At 59.4% G+C, this 20,136-nt stretch carries 13 protein-coding genes and 1 riboswitch; of the genes, 2 read left to right on the top strand and 11 right to left on the bottom strand.

Annotation, left to right across the window (positions count from 1 at the left end; all coding sequences use genetic code 11):
- Window positions 1-67: 67 nt before the first annotated feature.
- Together alaS and ltaE are read right to left on the bottom strand one after the other, a co-directional pair.
- Complete coding sequence (alaS, locus tag ACZ3HH_RS17615) at window positions 68-2,689, bottom strand: alanine--tRNA ligase (protein WP_465806278.1); 2,622 nt, start codon at window positions 2,687-2,689, stop codon at window positions 68-70.
- Between the two features lie 146 nt (window positions 2,690-2,835).
- Window positions 2,836-3,840: a low-specificity L-threonine aldolase gene (gene ltaE / locus ACZ3HH_RS17610; RefSeq protein WP_465806276.1), complete on the bottom strand. Its 1,005-nt coding sequence runs from the start codon at window positions 3,838-3,840 to the stop codon at window positions 2,836-2,838.
- Window positions 3,841-4,139: 299 nt separating this feature from the next.
- Window positions 4,140-4,310, top strand: a riboswitch (FMN riboswitch).
- Window positions 4,311-4,425: 115 nt separating this feature from the next.
- Here ltaE and ACZ3HH_RS17605 point away from each other — a divergent pair.
- A complete protein-coding gene (locus ACZ3HH_RS17605; RefSeq protein ID WP_237884060.1) occupies window positions 4,426-4,935 on the top strand; it encodes a 6,7-dimethyl-8-ribityllumazine synthase in 510 nt (169 codons plus the stop codon).
- Window positions 4,936-5,062: 127 nt separating this feature from the next.
- Here the strand turns inward: ACZ3HH_RS17605 and astE are convergent, their stop codons facing one another.
- The 7 genes from astE to ACZ3HH_RS17570 form a co-directional block, all read right to left on the bottom strand.
- The gene (gene astE / locus ACZ3HH_RS17600) at window positions 5,063-6,073 is read right to left on the bottom strand and encodes a succinylglutamate desuccinylase (RefSeq protein ID WP_465806273.1); all 1,011 of its coding nucleotides are present in this window, start codon (window positions 6,071-6,073) and stop codon (window positions 5,063-5,065) included.
- A gap of 12 nt (window positions 6,074-6,085) precedes the next feature.
- Window positions 6,086-6,376, bottom strand: a complete 291-nt coding sequence (locus ACZ3HH_RS17595; RefSeq protein ID WP_007904718.1) for a hypothetical protein — start codon at window positions 6,374-6,376, stop codon at window positions 6,086-6,088.
- 54 nt (window positions 6,377-6,430) lie between these two features.
- A complete protein-coding gene (astB, locus tag ACZ3HH_RS17590; protein WP_465806271.1) occupies window positions 6,431-7,777 on the bottom strand; it encodes an N-succinylarginine dihydrolase in 1,347 nt (448 codons plus the stop codon).
- Between the two features lie 168 nt (window positions 7,778-7,945).
- On the bottom strand, window positions 7,946-9,415 hold the full coding sequence (gene astD / locus ACZ3HH_RS17585) for a succinylglutamate-semialdehyde dehydrogenase (RefSeq protein ID WP_465806525.1): 1,470 nt from the start codon (window positions 9,413-9,415) through the stop codon (window positions 7,946-7,948).
- A complete protein-coding gene (gene astA, locus ACZ3HH_RS17580; RefSeq protein WP_465806269.1) occupies window positions 9,412-10,437 on the bottom strand; it encodes an arginine N-succinyltransferase in 1,026 nt (341 codons plus the stop codon). The genes astD and astA overlap by 4 nt, the downstream gene beginning before the upstream one ends.
- Window positions 10,438-10,523: 86 nt before the next feature.
- Complete coding sequence (aruF, locus tag ACZ3HH_RS17575) at window positions 10,524-11,543, bottom strand: arginine/ornithine succinyltransferase subunit alpha (RefSeq protein ID WP_007904685.1); 1,020 nt, start codon at window positions 11,541-11,543, stop codon at window positions 10,524-10,526.
- A gap of 218 nt (window positions 11,544-11,761) precedes the next feature.
- The gene (locus ACZ3HH_RS17570) at window positions 11,762-12,982 is read right to left on the bottom strand and encodes an aspartate aminotransferase family protein (RefSeq protein ID WP_038979422.1); all 1,221 of its coding nucleotides are present in this window, start codon (window positions 12,980-12,982) and stop codon (window positions 11,762-11,764) included.
- 286 nt (window positions 12,983-13,268) lie between these two features.
- Between ACZ3HH_RS17570 and ACZ3HH_RS17565 the strand changes: the two genes are divergently transcribed.
- Complete coding sequence (locus tag ACZ3HH_RS17565) at window positions 13,269-18,101, top strand: dermonecrotic toxin domain-containing protein (RefSeq protein ID WP_465806266.1); 4,833 nt, start codon at window positions 13,269-13,271, stop codon at window positions 18,099-18,101.
- 32 nt (window positions 18,102-18,133) lie between these two features.
- Here the strand turns inward: ACZ3HH_RS17565 and argR are convergent, their stop codons facing one another.
- Entirely contained in the window at window positions 18,134-19,114 is a 981-nt protein-coding gene (argR, locus tag ACZ3HH_RS17560; protein WP_465806264.1) for a transcriptional regulator ArgR, read from the bottom strand.
- Window positions 19,115-19,359: 245 nt separating this feature from the next.
- On the bottom strand, window positions 19,360-20,124 hold the full coding sequence (locus ACZ3HH_RS17555; protein ID WP_007904680.1) for an ABC transporter ATP-binding protein: 765 nt from the start codon (window positions 20,122-20,124) through the stop codon (window positions 19,360-19,362).
- Window positions 20,125-20,136 lie beyond the last annotated feature (12 nt).

Below are 20,136 nucleotides of genomic sequence, written 5' to 3'. Positions count from 1 at the left end.
AGGGCGCCCAATAATCACTCAAACAGCGTTCTGGCCCGCCACTAGACCGCGGGCCAGGCACACTGCCTTATAAACCCTGCTCTACAAATGGAACAGTCAGGGCCAATGCGGCATCCAGTGCGCCAGCGTCAATACCACCGCCCTGCGCCATGTCTGGACGACCACCGCCCTTCCCGCCCACTGCCGCAGCAGCCTGTTTCATCAAATCACCGGCTTTGAGTTGGCCAGTCAGGTCTTTGGTTACGCCTGCAACCAGAACGACCTTTTCCTCATGGACACTGCCGAGCAGGATCACTGCGCGGCCGAGTTTGTTTTTCAGTTGATCGACCAGCGCCAGCAGCGCCTTGCCATCCTGACCGTCCAGACGCACGGCCAGCACTTTCACGCCTTTGACGTCCAGGGCAGAAGCCGACAGATCGTCGCCCGCCGCGCTGGCCGCCTTGGCCTGCAACTGCTCGAGTTGCTTCTCCAGCAGACGGTTGCGCTCCAGCACAGCCGACAGCTTGTCGATCAGGTTATCGCGGCTGCCCTTGACCAGGTTGGCCGCTTCCTTGAGTTGTTCTTCAGCCGCGTTCAAGTAGGCCAGCGCGGCTGCGCCGGTGACTGCCTCGATACGACGCACACCAGAGGCCACACCGCCTTCGCTGGTGATTTTCAGCAGGCCGATGTCGCCGGTACGGTTGGCGTGAATACCGCCGCACAGCTCGACGGAGAAATCGCCCATGCTCAGCACGCGCACGCTGTCGCCGTACTTCTCGCCGAACAGCGCCATGGCGCCCTTTTGCTTGGCGGTTTCGATATCGGTTTCTTCGGTTTCAACCGGCGAGTTCTTGCGAATCTCGGCGTTGACGATGTCTTCCAGCGCCTTCAACTGCTCAGGCTTGATCGCTTCGAAGTGGCTGAAGTCAAAGCGCAGACGCTGACTGTCGACCAACGAGCCTTTCTGCTGAACGTGGTCGCCCAGCACCTGGCGCAATGCAGCGTGCAGCAAGTGAGTGGCGGAGTGGTTCAGCGAAGTCGCGTGACGCACGTCGGCATCGACATGAGTCTCGACCGGAGTACCCACGATCAGGCTGCCCGAATCCAGCACACCGTGGTGCAGGAACGCACCGCCGGTCTTGGTGGTGTCGCGCACGTCGAAACGCGCAGCGCCAGCCTGGAGGAAGCCGCAGTCGCCAATCTGACCGCCGGATTCCGCATAGAACGGCGTCTGATCGAGAACGACCACGCCCTCTTCGCCTTCGCTCAGCACGTCAACCGATTGCCCTTCTTTATAGAGAGCAACGATTTTGGCGGAACCGCTGTGAGCGGTGTAACCGGTGAACTCGGTGGCCACATCAACCTTGACCAGGCTGTTGTAGTCCATTCCAAAGGAGCTGGCGGAACGAGCACGCACGCGCTGGGCTTCCATTTCGCGCTCGAAGCCTTCCTCGTCGATGGTCAGGCTGCGTTCGCGCGCGATGTCGCCGGTCAGGTCCATCGGGAAGCCGTAAGTGTCGTAAAGCTTGAACACTACATCGCCCGGCACCACGTCGCCTTTGAGTTCGGCCAGATCCTGCTCGAGGATCTTCAGGCCCTGCTCCAGGGTCTTGGCGAACTGCTCTTCTTCGGCTTTCAGGACGCGCTCGATGTGCGCCTGTTGGGATTTCAGCTCAGGGAATGCTTCGCCCATCTCGGCGACCAGGGCCGCAACGATCTGGTAGAAAAAGCTGCCCTTGGCGCCCAGCTTGTTGCCGTGACGGCAAGCGCGACGAATGATCCGGCGCAGCACATAACCGCGACCTTCGTTGGACGGCAGCACGCCATCGGCAACCAGGAAGCCGCACGAACGAATGTGGTCAGCCACGACTTTCAGCGAAGCCTGAGCGTCGTTGGTGCAGCCGATGGCCTTGGCCGATGCAATCAGCAGGCTCTGGAACAGGTCGATTTCATAGTTCGAGTGAACGTGCTGCAGCACGGCACTGATCCGCTCCAGGCCCATGCCGGTGTCCACCGACGGCGCTGGCAACGGGTGCAACACGCCATCGGCGGTGCGGTTGAACTGCATGAACACGTTGTTCCAGATCTCGATGTAACGGTCGCCGTCTTCTTCCGGCGAGCCCGGCGGGCCACCCCAGATGTCGGCGCCGTGATCATAGAAAATCTCGGTGCAAGGACCGCACGGGCCGGTATCGCCCATGGTCCAGAAGTTATCGGACGCGTACGGCGCGCCTTTATTGTCGCCGATGCGAACCATGCGCTCGGCCGGCACGCCGATGTCTTTGGTCCAGATGTCGTACGCCTCGTCATCGCTGGCGTAGACGGTGACCCAGAGCTTTTCTTTCGGCAGGTTCAGCCACTTCTCGGAGGTCAGGAAGTTCCAGGCGTAGGTGATGGCGTCACGCTTGAAATAATCACCGAAGCTGAAGTTACCCAGCATTTCGAAGAAGGTATGGTGACGGGCGGTATAACCGACGTTTTCCAGGTCGTTGTGCTTGCCGCCGGCGCGCACGCATTTCTGGCTGCTTACAGCGCGGGTGTACGCGCGCTTTTCCTGGCCCAGAAAGCAGTCCTTGAACTGGTTCATCCCCGCGTTAGTGAACAGCAGGGTTGGGTCGTTGCCCGGAATCAAAGAGCTGGAGGCTACACGGGTGTGGCCTTGCTCTTCGAAGAAGCGAAGGAAGGCTTCACGGATTTCTGCGCTTTTCATTAGGTTCTTCCACGGAGGCTGCGGCCAAAGGCCTGTGCGAAACGTCAACAGACGAAGCGACGGCAAAGGGCCGCATTATATCGGCGTTAGTGACTAGGTACAGTGTGTTTGTACGTTACAAGCCGTCAATTGGACGGCTAACACGGTCAGTTGTGAGAAAAGTCGGCAAATGTGGCGACGACTTGCTCGATTTGCGCACGACTGACGTCCATGTGCGTGACCATTCGCAGACGACCGGCAGCACTGAGCTTGATCCCGCGTGTCGCGGCGAAGGCCTTGATCGCTTCAGCCTTGTCGCCCATCTGCACGTAAACCATATTGGTCTGCACTGGCTCGACCTCATAGCCCGCCGCTCGCAGGCCGTCGGCCAAATAGTGCGCATTGGCATGGTCATCCGCCAGGCGCTGAACGTTATTGTCCAGCGCATAGAGCCCCGCTGCGGCGAGAATCCCGGCCTGACGCATACCGCCGCCGACCATCTTGCGCAGACGTCGCGCCTTGGCGATCAACTCGGCCGAGCCGCACAGCACCGAACCGATCGGCGCGCCCAGACCTTTGGACAGGCAAACCGAAACCGAATCGAAATGCTGAGTGATCTCCCGGGCATCGACACCCAGTTTAACGGCCGCGTTGTAGAGCCGTGCGCCATCCAGATGCAGCGCCAAACCGTTTTCACGAGTGAAACGACGAGCCCGGGCCAGATACTCCAGCGACAGAACCTTGCCCTGCATGGTGTTTTCCAGTGCCAGCAAACGGGTGCGAGCGAAGTGGAAATCATCGGGCTTGATCGCCGCGGCGACCTGCACCAGGTCCAGCGAACCATCGGCCTGCACTTCCAGAGGCTGCGGCTGGATCGAACCGAGCACTGCCGCGCCACCACCTTCGTACTTATAGGTGTGGGCCTGTTGTCCGACAATGTATTCGTCACCGCGATCGCAGTGGGCCATCAGGCCCAGCAAGTTGCTCATGGTGCCCGTCGGAACGAACAGCGCAGCGGCAAAACCCAACTGATTTGCAAGCTCGGCTTCCAGACGGTTGACCGTCGGATCTTCGCCATAAACGTCGTCACCGGTGGCGGCATTGGCCATCGCGTCGAGCATCCCTGCGGTCGGTTGGGTGACGGTGTCGCTGCGAAGATCGATAACGCTCATGAATCTGGCCTCGGTAAGCAGGGAAAATCCCTTTCAGGATGGAATTACTGCGGTCATATCGGCGAATAATCAAGCCTTGAACGAGGAAAAGGCGCTTTACGTCTTCGAAAAAGCGCAATCCATGTGGGAGCGGGCTTGCTCGCGAAGGCGGACTGACAGGTAACATTTGCGTTGAATGCTAAACCGCTTTCGCGAGCAAGCCCGCTCCCACAGGTTCTGCATTTTGATTGACGGGCATTGGCATGCACACCACGGAAATATGTGTTAAAAACGCTTCGCCGCCAAACAATCTGGCGGCAAAACGTTCTCAGGGCGGGGTGTAACTCCCCACCGGCGGTAATTGCGCGCAATGCGCATAGCCCGCGAGCGCTTGGCGACAGGCACGGCAATGGCTGTGATGGCGACAAGGTCAGCAGACCCGGTGTGATCCCGGGGCCGACGGTCATAGTCCGGATGAAGAGAGAACGGGATTGGCGCCGCCTAGGCTCTGTACCAAAGCGCCGTCCGTAGGCACTTGTGCCTGCGTACCCTTAAATCCCATTCGATTCATAACGCCCTGTTTTTCACACAAACAGGAGTCAGAACATGCAACCCACCGCAATCGATAGCAAAAGCAAAAACCATCAGGGCGAGCGCGTCGCGTTCATCCAGGCCTGCTGGCACAAGGAAATCGTTGATCAGAGCCGTAAAGGCTTCGTCACCGAAATGATTGCTCAGGGTTATCAAGAGTCGGACATCGATTTCTTCGAAGTCGGCGGCGCCTTTGAAATTCCGCTGCACGCCAAGTTGCTGGCCAAGTCCGGCCGTTATGCCGGCATCGTCGCGGCGGGCCTGGTGGTCGACGGCGGCATCTATCGCCACGAATTCGTCGCCCAGTCGGTAATCAGCGGCCTGATGCAGGTTCAGCTGGAAACTGAAGTGCCAGTGTTCTCGGTGGTTTTGACCCCGCACCACTTCCATGCTGGCGAAGAACATCAGAAGTTCTTCTTCGAGCATTTCGTGCATAAAGGTCAGGAAGCGGCGAAAACTTGTGCGGATACGCTGCACAAAATGCGGGCGTTGCGTCGCAGTGAGCCCCGCGCGGTAGCCGTCTAAACACAAAACCTGTGGGAGCGGGCTTGCCCGCGATTGCGGTGTGCCAGTCACCTAGTTATCGACTGACAGTCCGTTATCGCGGGCAAGCCCGCTCCCACAAGGATTTATGTCGAGCCAGAGATCATAGTCAGGCGAGGTTTTCGTCGGTGGTCGGCACGATCAGGATGCCGGCGCGCAGGCCGTTCTTGACCTTGGGGTTCGGGAAGATGATCCGGGCGCCCTTCTCTTCGATGATCCAGCGGGTATTGGCGATGTCCTCGGCCAGCACATACCCCACTTTCAACTCCGAAAAGTTTTCGATATCCGCCGGCAGGTTCAGGCGGAAGCTATCGCTGTGCTTGATGATTTCCCGTGCGACGCTGAACAACTGCAACCCATCCAGCCCGTCGTCGGTCATTGGCGGCTCGGTGCCTTCGATGATCTGCTTCAGACGGGTTTCAAGAAGGTTGACGTTGACCCCATCGTTCTGCCCGAAAGGCCGGGCCTTGCCCAACTCCAGGGTGAAGGACTCGGCATCGAGCTTGTCGTAGGTATAAGAGCTGAAGACGATGGAGGGTTTGTTCTGCAACAGCACCGCTTCCATGCCGGCGGCGCGCAGGCGAGCCAGTTCCAGGCGTGAATGCTGACGACCTTCTTTCCAGGGATACAGGGCGAACTGCTCGATTTTCGAGCCACGGATCGCCGTGTGCAGGTCGTAGTGCAGGCGATTGCGATCCGACAGGCTGAAGAAAGTCGCCGCCAGCCGCTCCAGCTCACAAGCGCGCAAGGCCTCGGAACCGCTGGTTTGTTCGTGACGGCCGTTGAACAGCCGATTGACGTCCTGCTCGATAAAACGCTCGCCGCGGCGGATAGCCTCGGGATTGCCGAACAGAAACAGAATACGTGCGCGCGGCTTCAAGTCACCGCGGGCGATGTCATGCAACAGACGATCGAGCAGCTCGATCGGCGCTGTTTCGTTGCCATGGATACCGGCCGAAAGCAGCAGGTCCAGGCCATTGTCGCGGGCTTCAGGTGGCCGGACTTCCAGCGCACCTTCGCTCAACCAGCGCATCCGCACGCCTTCGACAGTCAGTTGAGTCTTCTCCGCCGGTTCGCGACCGGCGAGGGTCAGTTCAAGCAGTTTGCCGAGGGCGAGCATAGAGCGGTTTCCTTAGTGATCGTGATTGCAATCCGGGCCGTGTACGTGGTCCTCATCATCACCGACGTCGGCCGGTTCCATCTCCAGTTGCAGACTTACCAGATTAGTCGCCAATGGGCGCAGCAGCAGGTTGGCGTATTCAGCGTCACCTTCTTCGACGTCCACGCCGATCAGCAACTGGCCGCGGCCGTCCTGCTGGATCCACAGCTCTTTACCTTGCCACATGACCGCGACGCGGGTGCAGGAAGTTTCCAGTTGCGTGCCGTCGGTGTCTTCAAGGATCAGCTGCAGGGTATCGCTCATGTTTTACGCTCTCGTCTGGAGATAGCACGGCGCATTCAATTCATGCGCCGACTTTCAATTGATCTGGAATGGATAAACCGCGCCCAGTTTAAGGATTTGCGTCAGTTCATCCAGTGCCGTCCGGCACTCAAGCAGCAATTGCGGGTCCGCGAGATCGTTTTCGGTCATGCGGTCGCGGTAGTGCTTGTCGACCCATTCGGTCAATGTGCCGTACAACGGTGCCGTCATGATAACCCCTTGGTTGACGGCCGCCAGTTCGGTTTCGTTAAGTGCGACGCGTAACCGCAGGCAAGCCGGGCCACCGCCGTTCTGCATGCTCTGCTTGAGATCGAAAACTTTTACTTCGCGGATCAGGCCGCCAGAGCTGGTCAGGCCTTGCAGGTACTGCCAGACACGCTCGTTGCCACGGCATTCTTCCGGCACGATCAATAGCATGGAGCCGTCAGGACGCGACAGCAGCTGGCTATTGAACAGGTAGGAACGAACAGCGTCTTCTACGGTGACCGCGGAACGCGGTACGCAGATCGACTGAAATTTCCCACCGACCTTGGCGAGTTTGCCGTGCAGTTCAGCGAGCATCTTCTCGGTGTCGAGGAAGGCGTCCTCGTGATAGAACAGCACCTCGCCATTACCCACTGCGATCACGTCGTTGTGAAACACACCCTGATCGATCACCGAAGGGTTCTGCTGGGCATAGACCACGCCGTCATCGCTCAGACCGTGCAGACGCGCGACGGCCTGGGACGCTTCGAGAGTCTGGCGTGCCGGGTACTTCTGCGGATTCGGGTAACGGGTGTCGAACGCGCTGCGACCGAACACGAAAAACTCGACGCCAGCTTCACCGTATTCACGGCAGAAACGGGTGTGGTTGGCCGCGCCCTCGTCACCAAACTGCGCCACGGCCGGCAAAGCGGCGTGGTGAGCAAAGTGCTTCTGATCGGCGAACATCGCCCCCAGTACGCGACTGGTGGTCGGGTGTTCGATGCTGCGGTGGTATTTGCAGTTCAGGTTGGCGGCGGTGAAATGCACGCGGCCATCCGCGGTGTCAGCGCTCGGGCTGACCGTGGCGGCGTTGGCCACCCACATGCTTGACGCCGAGCAACTGGCAACCAGCAGCGGCATGGCCTCCTTGGCGGCGCGCTCGATCACCTGAGCATCGGTACCGCTGAAACCCAAGCGGCGCAGTGCGGCTACGTCCGGACGTTCTTGTGGCGCCAAAACGCCTTGTTGAAAGCCCATTTCCATCAGCGCTTTCATCTTCGCCAGGCCTTGCAGCGCGGCTTCCTTCGGGTTCGAAGACTGCTGGCTGTTGCTCTGGGACGCGACGTTGCCGTAGGACAGGCCGCCGTAGTTATGGGTCGGCCCCACTAGACCGTCAAAATTGACTTCATAGGATTTCATCAGCGAGGCTCCACGAGAATCTGTTGTTATAGGCATCAGTAACTAACTGTTCAGTGCGACCGGGTCGCGGCCATCGCGGGCAAGCCCGGCTCCCACAGGCCTAGCGGCGTTCACAGATTTTGTGTTCGCCGCAAACACTGTGGGAGCGGGCTTGCCCGCGATTGGGCATCACGCCATCGTCACGCCTGGTGTCAGAGCAGCTGGCATGACCAGGCTCGGGGTTTCCAGCGAGGCCACCGGGTACGCGCAGTAATCTGCGGCGTAGTAGGCGCTGGCGCGATGGTTACCCGAGGCGCCGACACCGCCGAATGGCGCGCTGCTTGCCGCACCGGTCAGCTGCTTGTTCCAGTTGACGATACCGGCGCGGCTTTCCAGCCAGAACTGCTGATAACGCGCTTCGGAATCCGACAGCAGACCGGCCGCCAGGCCATAGTCGGTGTCGTTGGCTTCAGCGATCGCCGCTTCAAAATCAGCGTAGCGGATCACTTGCAGCAGCGGACCGAACAGCTCTTCGTCCGGGCGATTGGCAACCGCCGTCACGTCCAGAATGCCAGGGGTCAGCAAGGCTGCCTGAGCCTGGGGCTGAGTCATTTCCAAAAGCGCCACCGCGCCGTTGGCCAGCAGATGTTCTTGCGCATCCATCAGCGCTTTCGCAGCGCCGAGGGAAATCACCGAGCCCATGAATGGCGCCGGTTGCTGATCGAACGCACCGACTTCAATCGTCGAGCTGACCGCTACCAGACGCGCCAGCAGCGTATCGCCCCAAGCGCCTTGCGGGACCAGCAAGCGACGGGCACAGGTGCAACGCTGACCGGCAGAAATGAATGCCGACTGAATGATGGTGTAAACGGCGGCATCGAGGTCCGCGACCTGATCCACCACCAATGGATTGTTGCCGCCCATTTCCAGCGCGAGGATCTTGTCCGGACGACCGGCAAACTGCTGGTGCAGGTGATTGCCGGTACGGCTGGAACCGGTGAAGAACAGACCGTCGATGCCCGGGTTCGCCGCCAGGGCAATACCGGTTTCACGAGCGCCTTGCAGCAAGTTCAGCACACCGGCCGGCAGACCCGCTTCGATCCAGCACTTGACCGTCAGCTCGGCAACTTTCGGGGTCAGCTCACTCGGCTTGAACAGCACACTGTTACCGGCCAGCAGCGCCGGCACGATGTGCCCGTTCGGCAAATGGCCGGGGAAGTTGTAAGGACCAAACACCGCCACCACACCGTGTGGCTTGTGGCGCAACACCGCCGTGGCGTCGCCCAGCGGGCCGCTCTTCTCGCCGGTACGTTCGCGGTAGCTCTGCACCGAGATGGCAATCTTGTTGACCATGCTGGTGACTTCAGTCGCCGCTTCCCACAGGGGTTTACCGGTTTCTTCACCGATGGTGCGAGCCAGTTCGTCAGCATGATTCTTCAGCGCGGCGGCAAAGGCTTCCAGCACGCTGATGCGTTCTTCCAGGGTACGGCGAGCCCAGCCCGGGAACGCTTGACGCGCAGCTTGCACAGCCGACTCGACCTGACCGGTCGTGGCGCCTTCACCAGCCCACAGCACTTGCTGGGTCACCGGGTTTACCGATTGAAAGCTTTCACCCTGACCGGCCAGCCATTCACCGGCGATGTATAGCGAATTCATTATTTCGACTCCCGAGCAGCGGACAACGGAACGGCGCGCACTTGATCGCCGACGTTGAGTTGAAGACGTTTGGCGGTCAGCGGATCGACCACCAAAGTGCCGGCGGCGAAGCGTGCTGGCGCGGCAGTGATCCGGCAGTCTTCGCGCTTGCGGTTATGAATCAGGAACGGCGTGGCGTCGTCACCCGGGGTGCCAATGGCCAGCACCAGCGCCTGGCTGTCACGCACTGCGCGGATCTTGGTGGTTTCGCATTCCACCGCAGGACCGGCATCGAAAATGTCGACGTAGCCTTGGTAGCTGAAACCTTCGCTCTTGAGCATCGACAGCGCCGGCTCGGTGTCCGGGTGAACCTGGCCGATCACGTTGCGCGCGTCTGGCGACAGGAAACAGGTGTACAGCGGGAATTTCGGCATCAGTTCGGCGATGAACGCCTTGTTGCCCACACCGGTGAGGTAATCGGCCTGGCTGAACTCCATCTTGAAGAAGTGCCGACCCAGGCTTTCCCAGAACGGCGAACGCCCGGCCTCATCGGACACACCGCGCATTTCGGCGATGATCTTGTTGCCAAACAGTTGCGGAAACTCGGCGATGAACAGCATCCGCGCCTTGGCCAGCATGCGACCGTTGAGGCCAGTGCGAAAATCGGCGTGCAGGAACAACGAGCACAACTCGGAATTGCCGGTCAGGTCATTGGCCAGGAACAGCGTCGGAATCTCGCGGTAGATATTCAGCTCTTGCGAGGCGCTGACGGTCAGACCGACGCGGAAGTTGTACCAGGGCTCACGCAGGCCAACGGCGCCGGCGATGGCGGAAATGCCCACCACGCGGCCGTTGTCGTCTTCGAGCACGAACAGGTAGTCCGCATCACCGCGCCCGGCGTCGCCACGGAAGGTCTTCTCGGCCCAGCCGACCCGATGGGCCAGACGCTCTTCGTTGGCCGGCAAGGTGGTCAGGCCGGTGCCGGTGCTGCGGGCCAGGTCGATCAGAGCGGGTAAATCGCTGCTGCGTACGGGACGAACGATCATGCTATCTCCTCAAACGGGCCGCTTGCGCCACCCGTGAAACTCGCTGCTTTACTAAGCATTCATTCTTTTAGGCATAGCGGCAGGCGTTAAACCGCCACCAGGCGCACGCTGGCACCTTCACCGACGCCCAAGGCTTCGGCCGCTTCAAGATCCAGGGTCACGGGTTTGCCCGGCGCGTAATCGAGCTCGAGCAAAACGGCGCGGTAATCCTGCAACTGGGCGTTGGCCACCAGGTATTGACGACCGGCACCTTTGACCGGCTCGCCGATTTTCACCGGGACTACACGGCTCTGGGCGATCGAACGGATCCCCGAGACGCGGGCATGCAGGGTCGGGCCACCGTCGAAAATGTCGATGTAGTGATCGGTCTCGAAGCCTTCGCGCATCAGGATGTCGAAAGTGATCTGCGCCCGTGGGTGCACCTGGCCCATCGCTTCTTGAGCGGAGTCCGGCAGCAAGGGCACGTAGATCGGATAATGCGGCATCAACTCGGCCAGGAACGTGCGGCTTTTCAAGCCACACAGACGCTCGGCGGCGGCGTAGTTGAGGTCGAAGAAGTTGCGACCGATGGCATCCCAGAACGGTGAGTCGCCATTTTCGTCGCTGTAACCGACGATCTCGGTGACCACCGAATCGGCAAAGCGCTCTGGATGGCTGGCCACAAACAGCAGGCGACCACGGGAATTGAGCTCCGCCCAAGGCGAACCTACCAATTCCGGCTTCACGTAGAAACTGGTCAGCAAGCTGTTACCGGTCAGGTCGTGGCACTGGGAGAGCACGTGGATCTTGTTGTGAATCTTCAGCTCGCGGGAGGCGTGCACGAAAGTTTCGTTACGAAAGCTGTAGAACGGCTCGGAATAACCGGCCGAAGCAACGATGGCCGAACAGCCGACCAGTTTGCCGGTGGCCGTGTCTTCGAGGACGAAGAAATAGCTCTCTTCACCGTTGAAGCTGACTTCGGCGGCGAATGAGGCTTCGCTCGCCGCGATCTTGTCGCTCAGGCGTTCAACGTCATCCGGCAAGGAAGTGACACCAATCGGGCTGTCCGCAGCCAGACGCTGTACCTCGCCCAGATCAGCCATTTGCGCGGGGCGCATCACCAGCATGGTGTCACTCCTTTCTCGAAAAAATTCACAGAGGAAAAATAATCCAGGCCGAGCATTGAGACACTGTGGGAGCGAGCCTGCTCGCGATTGCGCCCGGTCAGGCAACAGGATGTTGGCTGTCAGGCCCTCATCGCGAGCAGGCTCGCTCCCACAGTTGATCAAGCCTGGAACAAAAAATCAGGTTCGACGCCTGAACAGTTCAGGCATCGAAGGGACTATCAGGCTTGCGTCAGTTTCGCCGCGGCGCGCTCGAAACGGTCCAGACCGGCATCGATATCGGCGTCTTCAACCACCAGGCTTGGCGCGAAACGAATCACGTCCGGGCCGGCTTGCAGAATCATCAGGCCTTCACGCTCGGCGGCGTTGAAGATGTCCTTGGCCTTGCCTTTCCAGGCATCGTTCAGCACGCAACCGAGTAGCAGGCCCAGACCGCGGACTTCAGTGAAGAGGCCGTACTTCTCGCCGATCTGCTCAAGACGGGTCTTGAACTTGTCGTGCTTGGCATTGACGCCGTTCAGCACTTCAGGCGTGTTGATCACATCGATCACCGCTTCAGCGACAGCGCACGCCAGCGGGTTACCGCCATACGTGGTGCCGTGGGTGCCGACGACCAGGTGTTTGGCCAGGTCTTCGGTGGTCAGCATCGCTGCAATCGGGAAACCGCCGCCCAGGCTCTTGGCGCTGGTCAGGATGTCCGGGGTCACGCCGTAATGCTGATAGGCGAACAGCTTGCCGCTGCGGCCCATGCCTGTCTGAACTTCGTCGAAAACCAGCAGCGCGTTGTGCGCATCGCACAGTTCACGAGCACCTTGCAGGTAAGACAGCTCGGCCGGCAGCACGCCGCCTTCGCCCTGGATCGGCTCCAGAACCACCGCGCAGGTCTTGTCGGAAACAGCGGCTTTCAGCGCGGCCAGATCGTTGTAAGGCACGTGGGTGATGCCAGTGATCTTCGGACCGAAGCCGTCGGAGTACTTCGACTGGCCACCGACGTTCACGGTGAACAGGGTACGGCCGTGGAAGCTGTTGAGCGCGGCAACGATTTCGTACTTCTCGGTACCGAAACGGTCATGGGCCACGCGACGGGCCAGCTTGAAAGCGGCCTCGTTGGCTTCGGCGCCGGAGTTGCAGAAGAACACGCGCTCGGCAAAAGTGGCGTCGACCAGCTTATGGGCCAGGCGCAAGGCCGGCTCATTGGTGAACACGTTGGATACGTGCCACAGCTTGTTCGCTTGCTCGGTCAATGCAGCGACCAGCGCCGGATGCGCATGGCCCAATACGTTAACGGCAATCCCGCCGGCGAAGTCGATCAGCTCGCGGCCAGACTGGTCCCAAACACGGGAACCGGCACCACGCACAGGAATGAAAGCGGCTGGCGCGTAGTTGGGAACCATTACCTGGTCGAAATCGGCGCGTTCTACCGCAGCGTGCTCAACGGACATCGGAGTCTCCTGAAGAGGAACACTCGCCTGAAACTGGCGAGCGATGAGGGGATTGTAAGGACAGTTTTCAGCCCGGCCTTGCCGCCAAGCGACAACTTCTTATAGCGCAAACACAGGTTTTGACCGGGTTTACGGCAATGCGACATATAGGGTCGCAAAGGCGCAGTTTAAACCGACAGCACAGGTTATAGGCAGGGTTGGCGAGCGGTGCGGTAAATATGTACCGCACACCCCCCTCTTTCTTTTGTTTTCCTTGGGCTCAATCCAAACGCCAAGGGACTCGCACATGAATCAGCCCCCATTTGAGCTTGCCACTCATCCGGACGCGCACTATCACCACGCGTTCAAAAATCTGCCCGACTGGGTAATGAAAGCTTCACCCGTTACGCGCAACGCGCTGAAAAACGCCCGGCTGAAATTTCCTGATTGGCATGGCACAACCCGCCAGCAACATCTGTCGCTGAAAAGAGCCAGTGAGGAACACTGGACCCAGCGCAATCGACTGGAGACGATGTTCAATGAATTGCAGAACGCCCGGGACTTTGCCGAACGGCTCTTGAGTGATGCGCTGAAAACCCGCTTCGGCCTCGAACTGGACGTCAAGACAACCTTCCTGCGCCTGTACATTCCTCAGACGAGCCCCTGGTTCCCGATCAAGACCGGAGCCGCGCGCACCTGGACGGTATCGCTGCTCGATGCAGCCCTGCACAACTTTGAGGATTCGGAGACAAAGGCCGACGCTTATGAGTCCGACTCGACATTCATCACCGAACCTTCACCTTCAGGACAGTTCGATACGTTGCCGGCGATCAAACGCCAACTCTCTATCCAGAGCTTTACCCGGTTATGTCGGGAACTGGATATCGGCGCGCGGTACGAGGCCTACCTCACAGACCATCTGGGGCTGACCGATCCGGTGGCACGCTCGGTGCTGAAATCGAAAATCATCACGACGCACAAAACCGCGTTCAAATCCGCATTGCAAATGGCCCACGTCCGGGAAGATCTGCCAATCGACGCTTATCGTTCGCTCCTCTGCATTGTGCATGGGGATCAAAAGGTGGGGCTCGATGGCCGGCAGCTGTCCTGTCACACCCTGACGATGATGTCGTCACCGCTGACCGGCATCGTCATTTTCACGCCCGAACTTGAGCGCGCACGGCAGGCAACGCGGATCATTGTCTACATTCCCGACGATCCGGAGCACCCGCTCAAACAGTACCCCGATGCTCGCGCATTCATGACAGAGCTGACTCGCAAACTGCGCTCACCCGCTTACCAGACTTTCTTCAGCCGATTCGTCGATCATCAAGAACGAGGGCATTTTTTTGCCGACCTCAACGGCCGACTCAGCGCCGTTACCTGGCAGCAGCACCGGCACGGCGATCCGCTTCCCAGCTGGCGAAACACACCCATCGATAAACCCGACTTGCGATTTGCAGTGAGCCCGATCAGAACCGGGCTGTGGCCCCACCTCTATCAACAGCAACTGAACAAGATCCTCAATGACGCGCGTGCCATTGCCGTGTCCACCGCCAGCGCCGACCGAAACGCGCGATGGGCGTTGTGGGATGCCTTGAGCAAAGTCACCACGACAATTCTTGAAGTGGCAGCGTTCGTTGCCCTGCCCTTCGTGCCGCTGCTCGGTGAACTGACGCTGGCCTATATGGCTTACCAGTTACTCGACGAAACCTTCGAAGGTTTCGTGGACTGGGCCGAAGGTCTGCAAACCGAGGCGTTCGGGCATCTTGTCGGGTTGGTCGAATCGGCGGTGCAGCTGGGAACATTCGCAGCAGGCGGCGTCATTGCCCTTGGCGAACTCAAGCCTCTACTGCCCCGTGATGCACAGGCGTTTTTCGACAAGCTCACACCGGTCAAGACAATCGATGGAAAAACCCGTTACTGGAAACCCGACCTGACGCCCTACGAACAATCCGTCGACTTACCGACAATGGCCAAACCCGACCGCCTCGGGTTGTCCCGGTATCAGGGCAAAACCCTGCTGCCGATCGAAGGCCGGCGCTATGCGGTAGAACTGAATAAAGACACGGGGCAATTCCGGATTCAGCATGCGACCCGCTCCGACGCTTATCAGCCGTCGCTGCGGCATAACGGCCATGGCGCCTGGCACACCGAACTTGAACAACCGCTGAATTGGGACCGGGAAACCGTCCTGCGCCGGCTCGGCCCTAGCGTCGAATATCTTTCCAGCACCGAACGCGAGCAAGTCCTGCGTATCAGCGGCTTTCACGACAACGTGCTGCGCGAGATGCACGAAGACAACCTGCCACCGCCCTCGCTACTGACCGACTGCCTCAAACGCTTCAAGATCGATCGGGATATCCAGGCGTTTATCGAGCAGATCGGCAGCGAAAAACCGGAGCAATACGTGAAGGCCGATCCGGCCGTGCAACGTGATCTGCTGATCCGGTTTGAGGGTTGGCCCGCTGCCACTCCCCTGCCTGAACTTGAAGCGCAAACGCCTGAATTTCGCCAGCAAACCGCAGCTACGGCGCGCAACTACCGTCTATCGCTGTTCGAGTTACGCTATCGGGCACTCGAAAAAACCGACGATCAGGCAGCGCGGCAACTGATCGACGACATGCCGGGCCTGCCGACAGACATCGCAGAAGAGCTGGCAAACAACGCAGCAGGCAACGAGCTGATTCAATTGCATAACGGTCGAGTACCCCAGCGTTTGAAAGACGTAGCGCAAAAAGCCATGGAAGCGGTTCGCGCCGCCCGTGCCCACGAGGGGCTTTACTCCGAATCACTGACAACCGCAGATACTCATCGGCTGGCCCTGCATAGCCTCGAATCGCTGCCAGGCTGGCTGGAAAGCCTGCGAATTGAAATCAGGGATTATTCCGCTGACGGGACATTGCACGACAGCATTGGCAAAACCGACGCGCCGCTCCTCAGAACAATAGTGCGCAGCGATGAGGGAACCTATCGGGTCGAAGGAAACAGCGAACAGACCCGTGATTTCTACGACGCCCTCCTGCGGGCCCTGCCGGATACGCAACGCAAAGGGCTGAAGCTTTCGCTTGGCGACGGGCCGTCACTCAAACAGCGCATCGCCGAACACACGCTGGATCATCCGAAGCTGCGCGCGCTGTTCGCGAAATACCCGCAGCGAAAACCCTTCTACGACCCGACGACCATGCGCCTGCCGGGCGGCACGGAGGGTTACCGACACAACCTCGGCGCGACCGCCAGCCTCAACGACAGAGTTCGCGAGGTCTACCCCAGCCTTGCGGATGACGAGCATCAGGCTTTGGTCCTGCAACTGCAGCGACATCCCGAGGGACCTCGCGCGGAACTCTCGCGCCTGTCCAACGAACTTGCGCAACTGCATCAAGACCTGAGCGCCTGGGTCAATAACACGCCTACCGTCCACCCCGAAACGCGAGCTGCGCTCAGTGCGCTGGAGATTCGCGTGGAGAATCACAATCGACGCCTGCTGGCCCAGGAGATTCAGCGCAGCTGGCGTCGCCAGACAGAAAGGGATTTCGATACCCCCGACAACACCGCTCGCTATGTGCTGAAACTTTCCCACCCCATACTCGGCGAACTGCCAACCTTGTCCGCCGACTTCCCGCATGTCTCATTGCTGTCACTTGAAGGCAGTCATGCCATGCAGGGTGTTGCCGGATTTGTGCAACGCTTCAATGGCTTGCGCCGCCTGGAATTGAAAGGCTTCTCTCTGGGTACGCTGCCCGAGGCGATTCCTCGAATGACGAATCTTGACGCGCTAGTGCTCAGCGATTGCGGGATCGAATTCAACGCCGGGAATTGGTCGCAACTGAGTGCGTTGAACAAACTGGTCGTGCTGGACTTGCAGAGAAATCCGTTCTCGCGGGTGCCCGGGTTTGAAACGATGCCTGAGCTGGTTCATCTGGACTTGAGCCATACCGGCCTGAACAACATTCCCGACAGCATTCTTCGCCACGCCAAACTCGACACCGCCAAACTACAGGGCAACCGGATCAGTGATTTATCGCCTGAACTCTTTGAGAGTGCGCTGTACACCAAGCGAAGCATTGATTTAACGGGCAACCCGCTCTCGGATAATGCCAGGCAACTGATCAAGCAACACTTTTTCGATACCGCATACGATATGGGGGTCCTGGCCCCTGCGGTGGATATTGACCGGGTCAGGGCGCTGTACCCGAACCTTGAACCGGAACAGGCCAGCGAGTTTGTCTACGAACTGCCGGGCACATTGCAAGACGGCCGCAACGAACTGACACGCCTGGAAGCGGAGCTGGAACAACTGATCAATGATCTGGCGGCATGGACGGCCGACCTTCCACCCCTGCATCCGGTGACAGGCGAACCGTTCGATGCCCAACAACAGCTTGCCGAGCACATGAGCCGTGATCAGTTCAGGCAGACACTGGTGCAATGCTGGCGGCACGAAAGTGAACTGGGCGACTTAAATGAGGCGCTGGAACCCAGCTTTGATCTGAGATTTGAAACCTATATCAATGGCGAGCTGCCAACCCTCAACGCTGACTTCAGCCATGTGACAGCCCTGGAGTTGCACAGCGCCGAGGGCGCGACGCGCATCGGGCAGTTCCTGAAATCCTTTTTCAATTTGAAAAGCCTCAGGCTCCGTGCCTGCGACCTGGGCAATATTCCCGATACCGTGTTCAAGATGGGTCAATTGCGGTCGTTGTCACTGCCTGAATGCAACATCAGCCTGTCACCGGAATCGGCCAGCGCACTGGGTGGAATGGATCAGCTCGACTACCTCGATCTGAGCTCCAACCCTTTGGGGCAAACACCGGACCTGAGCCAGATGCGCAGCATGGCGAACGTTTTGCTGAATAACACCGGCATTGCTGAAATACCCCGGGGCCTGTTCCAGCTGGAGGAACTGGATTGGGTAGACCTGAGCGAGAACGCAATCACCGAAGTGTCCAGCGAGGTGCAGGAACTGCCGTTTGAAATCGCCGAAAACATCAGCTTGAGAGGCAATCGGTTTTCCGAAGAAAGCCTGCAACGCCTGATCGACTACTTTGAACGCACACAAGTAGATTTCGGCGTGCAAGAGGTCATCGATCAAGGTGAAATGGATATCTCAACGTCGGACAATTCGGAGGTCGACGAGTGACGCAAACGTCGACTAAGGAAATGACGGCTTGATCAGCCACGCTCCGACGGCACCGACGACAACTCGAACGGACTGCTGCTGCGCCGCTGGTTGCGATCTTCCCGCGGCGTGGCGCCGAAGAAGTTGCGGTAGGCGCTGGAGAAATGCGGCCCCGAAGAGAAGCCACACGACAGGCCGATCTGGATGATCGACTTGCTGGTTTGCATCAACATTTGCCGGGCCTTGTTCAGGCGCAGCTCCAGGTAATACTGGCTCGGCACACGGTTGAGGTATTGCTTGAAGATCCGCTCCAGTTGCCGACGCGATACGCACACGTGCTGGGCGATTTCGTCGGTGGTCAGCGGCTCTTCGATGTTGGCTTCCATCAGCAACACCGCTTGGGTGAGCTTCGGATGACTGGAGCCCAAGCGGTTCTGCAACGGAATGCGTTGACGCTCGCCGCCTTCACGGATGCGTTCGACAACCAGTTCTTCTGAAACCGCCCCGGCCAGTTCAGCGCCGTGGTCACGGGCCAGCACCGCCAGAAGCAAATCGAGCACCGACATGCCGCCGCACGCGGTCAAGCGATCACGATCCCAGTCGAACAGATGACTGGTGGCGATCACCTTCGGGAAACGTTCGGCGAAATCGTCCTGCCAGCGCCAATGCACGGCAGCGCGGTAACCATCGAGCAAACCCAACTGCGCCAACGGGTAAACACCGGCCGACAATCCGCCGATCACACAACCGGCTCGCACCAGTTGCTTCAGCCCACTGCTGAGCGCCGGCGCGAGTGCGGTCGGTGGCTCGTCGGCGAGCAGGAACAGTTTCTGGAAATTTTCCAGCTTGCCGGCCCAAGGCTCACCCGGCAATTGCCAGGCGCCTTCGGTCGGCGGTTCGGCCTGCAAGAACGACAGTTCGTAAACAACGTCCGGGTGCACACGCTGGGCAACACGCAAGGCCTCCTCAGCCAGCGCAAGCGTCAGAGCTTTAGTGCTGGGCCAAATCAGGAAACCAATTCGATGGGCAGTCATGGCGAGCAATCCGAAGCGAAAACAGCGATGAAGGCACGGACCAATGCTAGCCCGTAAATAAACACACAGCTCAAAACCAGCAGAGATCTAGATGTGGGAGCTGGCTTGCCTGCGATGGCGGTGTGTCTGTGCCAGAGATGCAAACTGACCCACCGCCATCGCAGGCAAGCCAGCTCCCACAGGGATCGAGGCCAGCCTCTAGGCTGCGAAGCATGCACTATCCCTGTGCGCAACGGCAGCCCTGATTATTTCAAGCTGCCCGAGAGGAATTGTTGTAAACGTTCAGACTGCGGATTGACCAGCACTTCGCGCGGGTTGCCGCTTTCTTCAACAACCCCTTTGTGCAGGAAAACCAGCTGGTTCGACACTTCACGGGCAAAGCCCATTTCGTGCGTCACCACCACCATGGTCCGGCCTTCCTGTGCCAGGGCCTGCATGACTTTCAGCACGTCACCGACCAACTCAGGGTCGAGGGCCGAGGTCGGTTCGTCGAACAACATCACCTCAGGCTCCATCGCCAGCGCACGGGCAATCGCCACACGCTGCTGCTCGCCGCCCGACATGTGGCCAGGGTAGGCGTCTTTGCGATGAGCAACACCGACCTTGTTCAGGTAGTGCTCGGCCTTCTCGCGGGCTTCGGTCTTGGACATGCCGAGCACGTGGACCGGCGCTTCCATGATGTTTTCCATCGCGGTCATGTGCGACCACAGGTTGAAATGCTGGAACACCATCGACAGGCGCGAACGCATGCGTTGCAGCTGTTTCGGGTCGGCGGCTTTCAGCGCGCCGTCCTTGTTGGCGACCAGTTTCAGCTCTTCGTTGTTGAGCAGAATCTTGCCGGCGTGCGGCTGCTCAAGCAGGTTGATGCAGCGCAGGAAAGTACTTTTGCCGGAGCCACTGGAGCCGATGATGCTGATCACATCGCCAGCCGCCGCTTTCAGGGACACACCCTTGAGCACTTCGTGACTGCCATAGCGTTTATGCAGGTCTTGGACTTCAAGTTTGTACATGCGGTCGGTTCT

It is taken from the genome of Pseudomonas sp. PME37.24/025, assembly GCF_055556615.1.
Note: the sequence above shows the minus strand (reverse complement) of the source record. Positions and strands in the feature narration are given on the sequence as shown.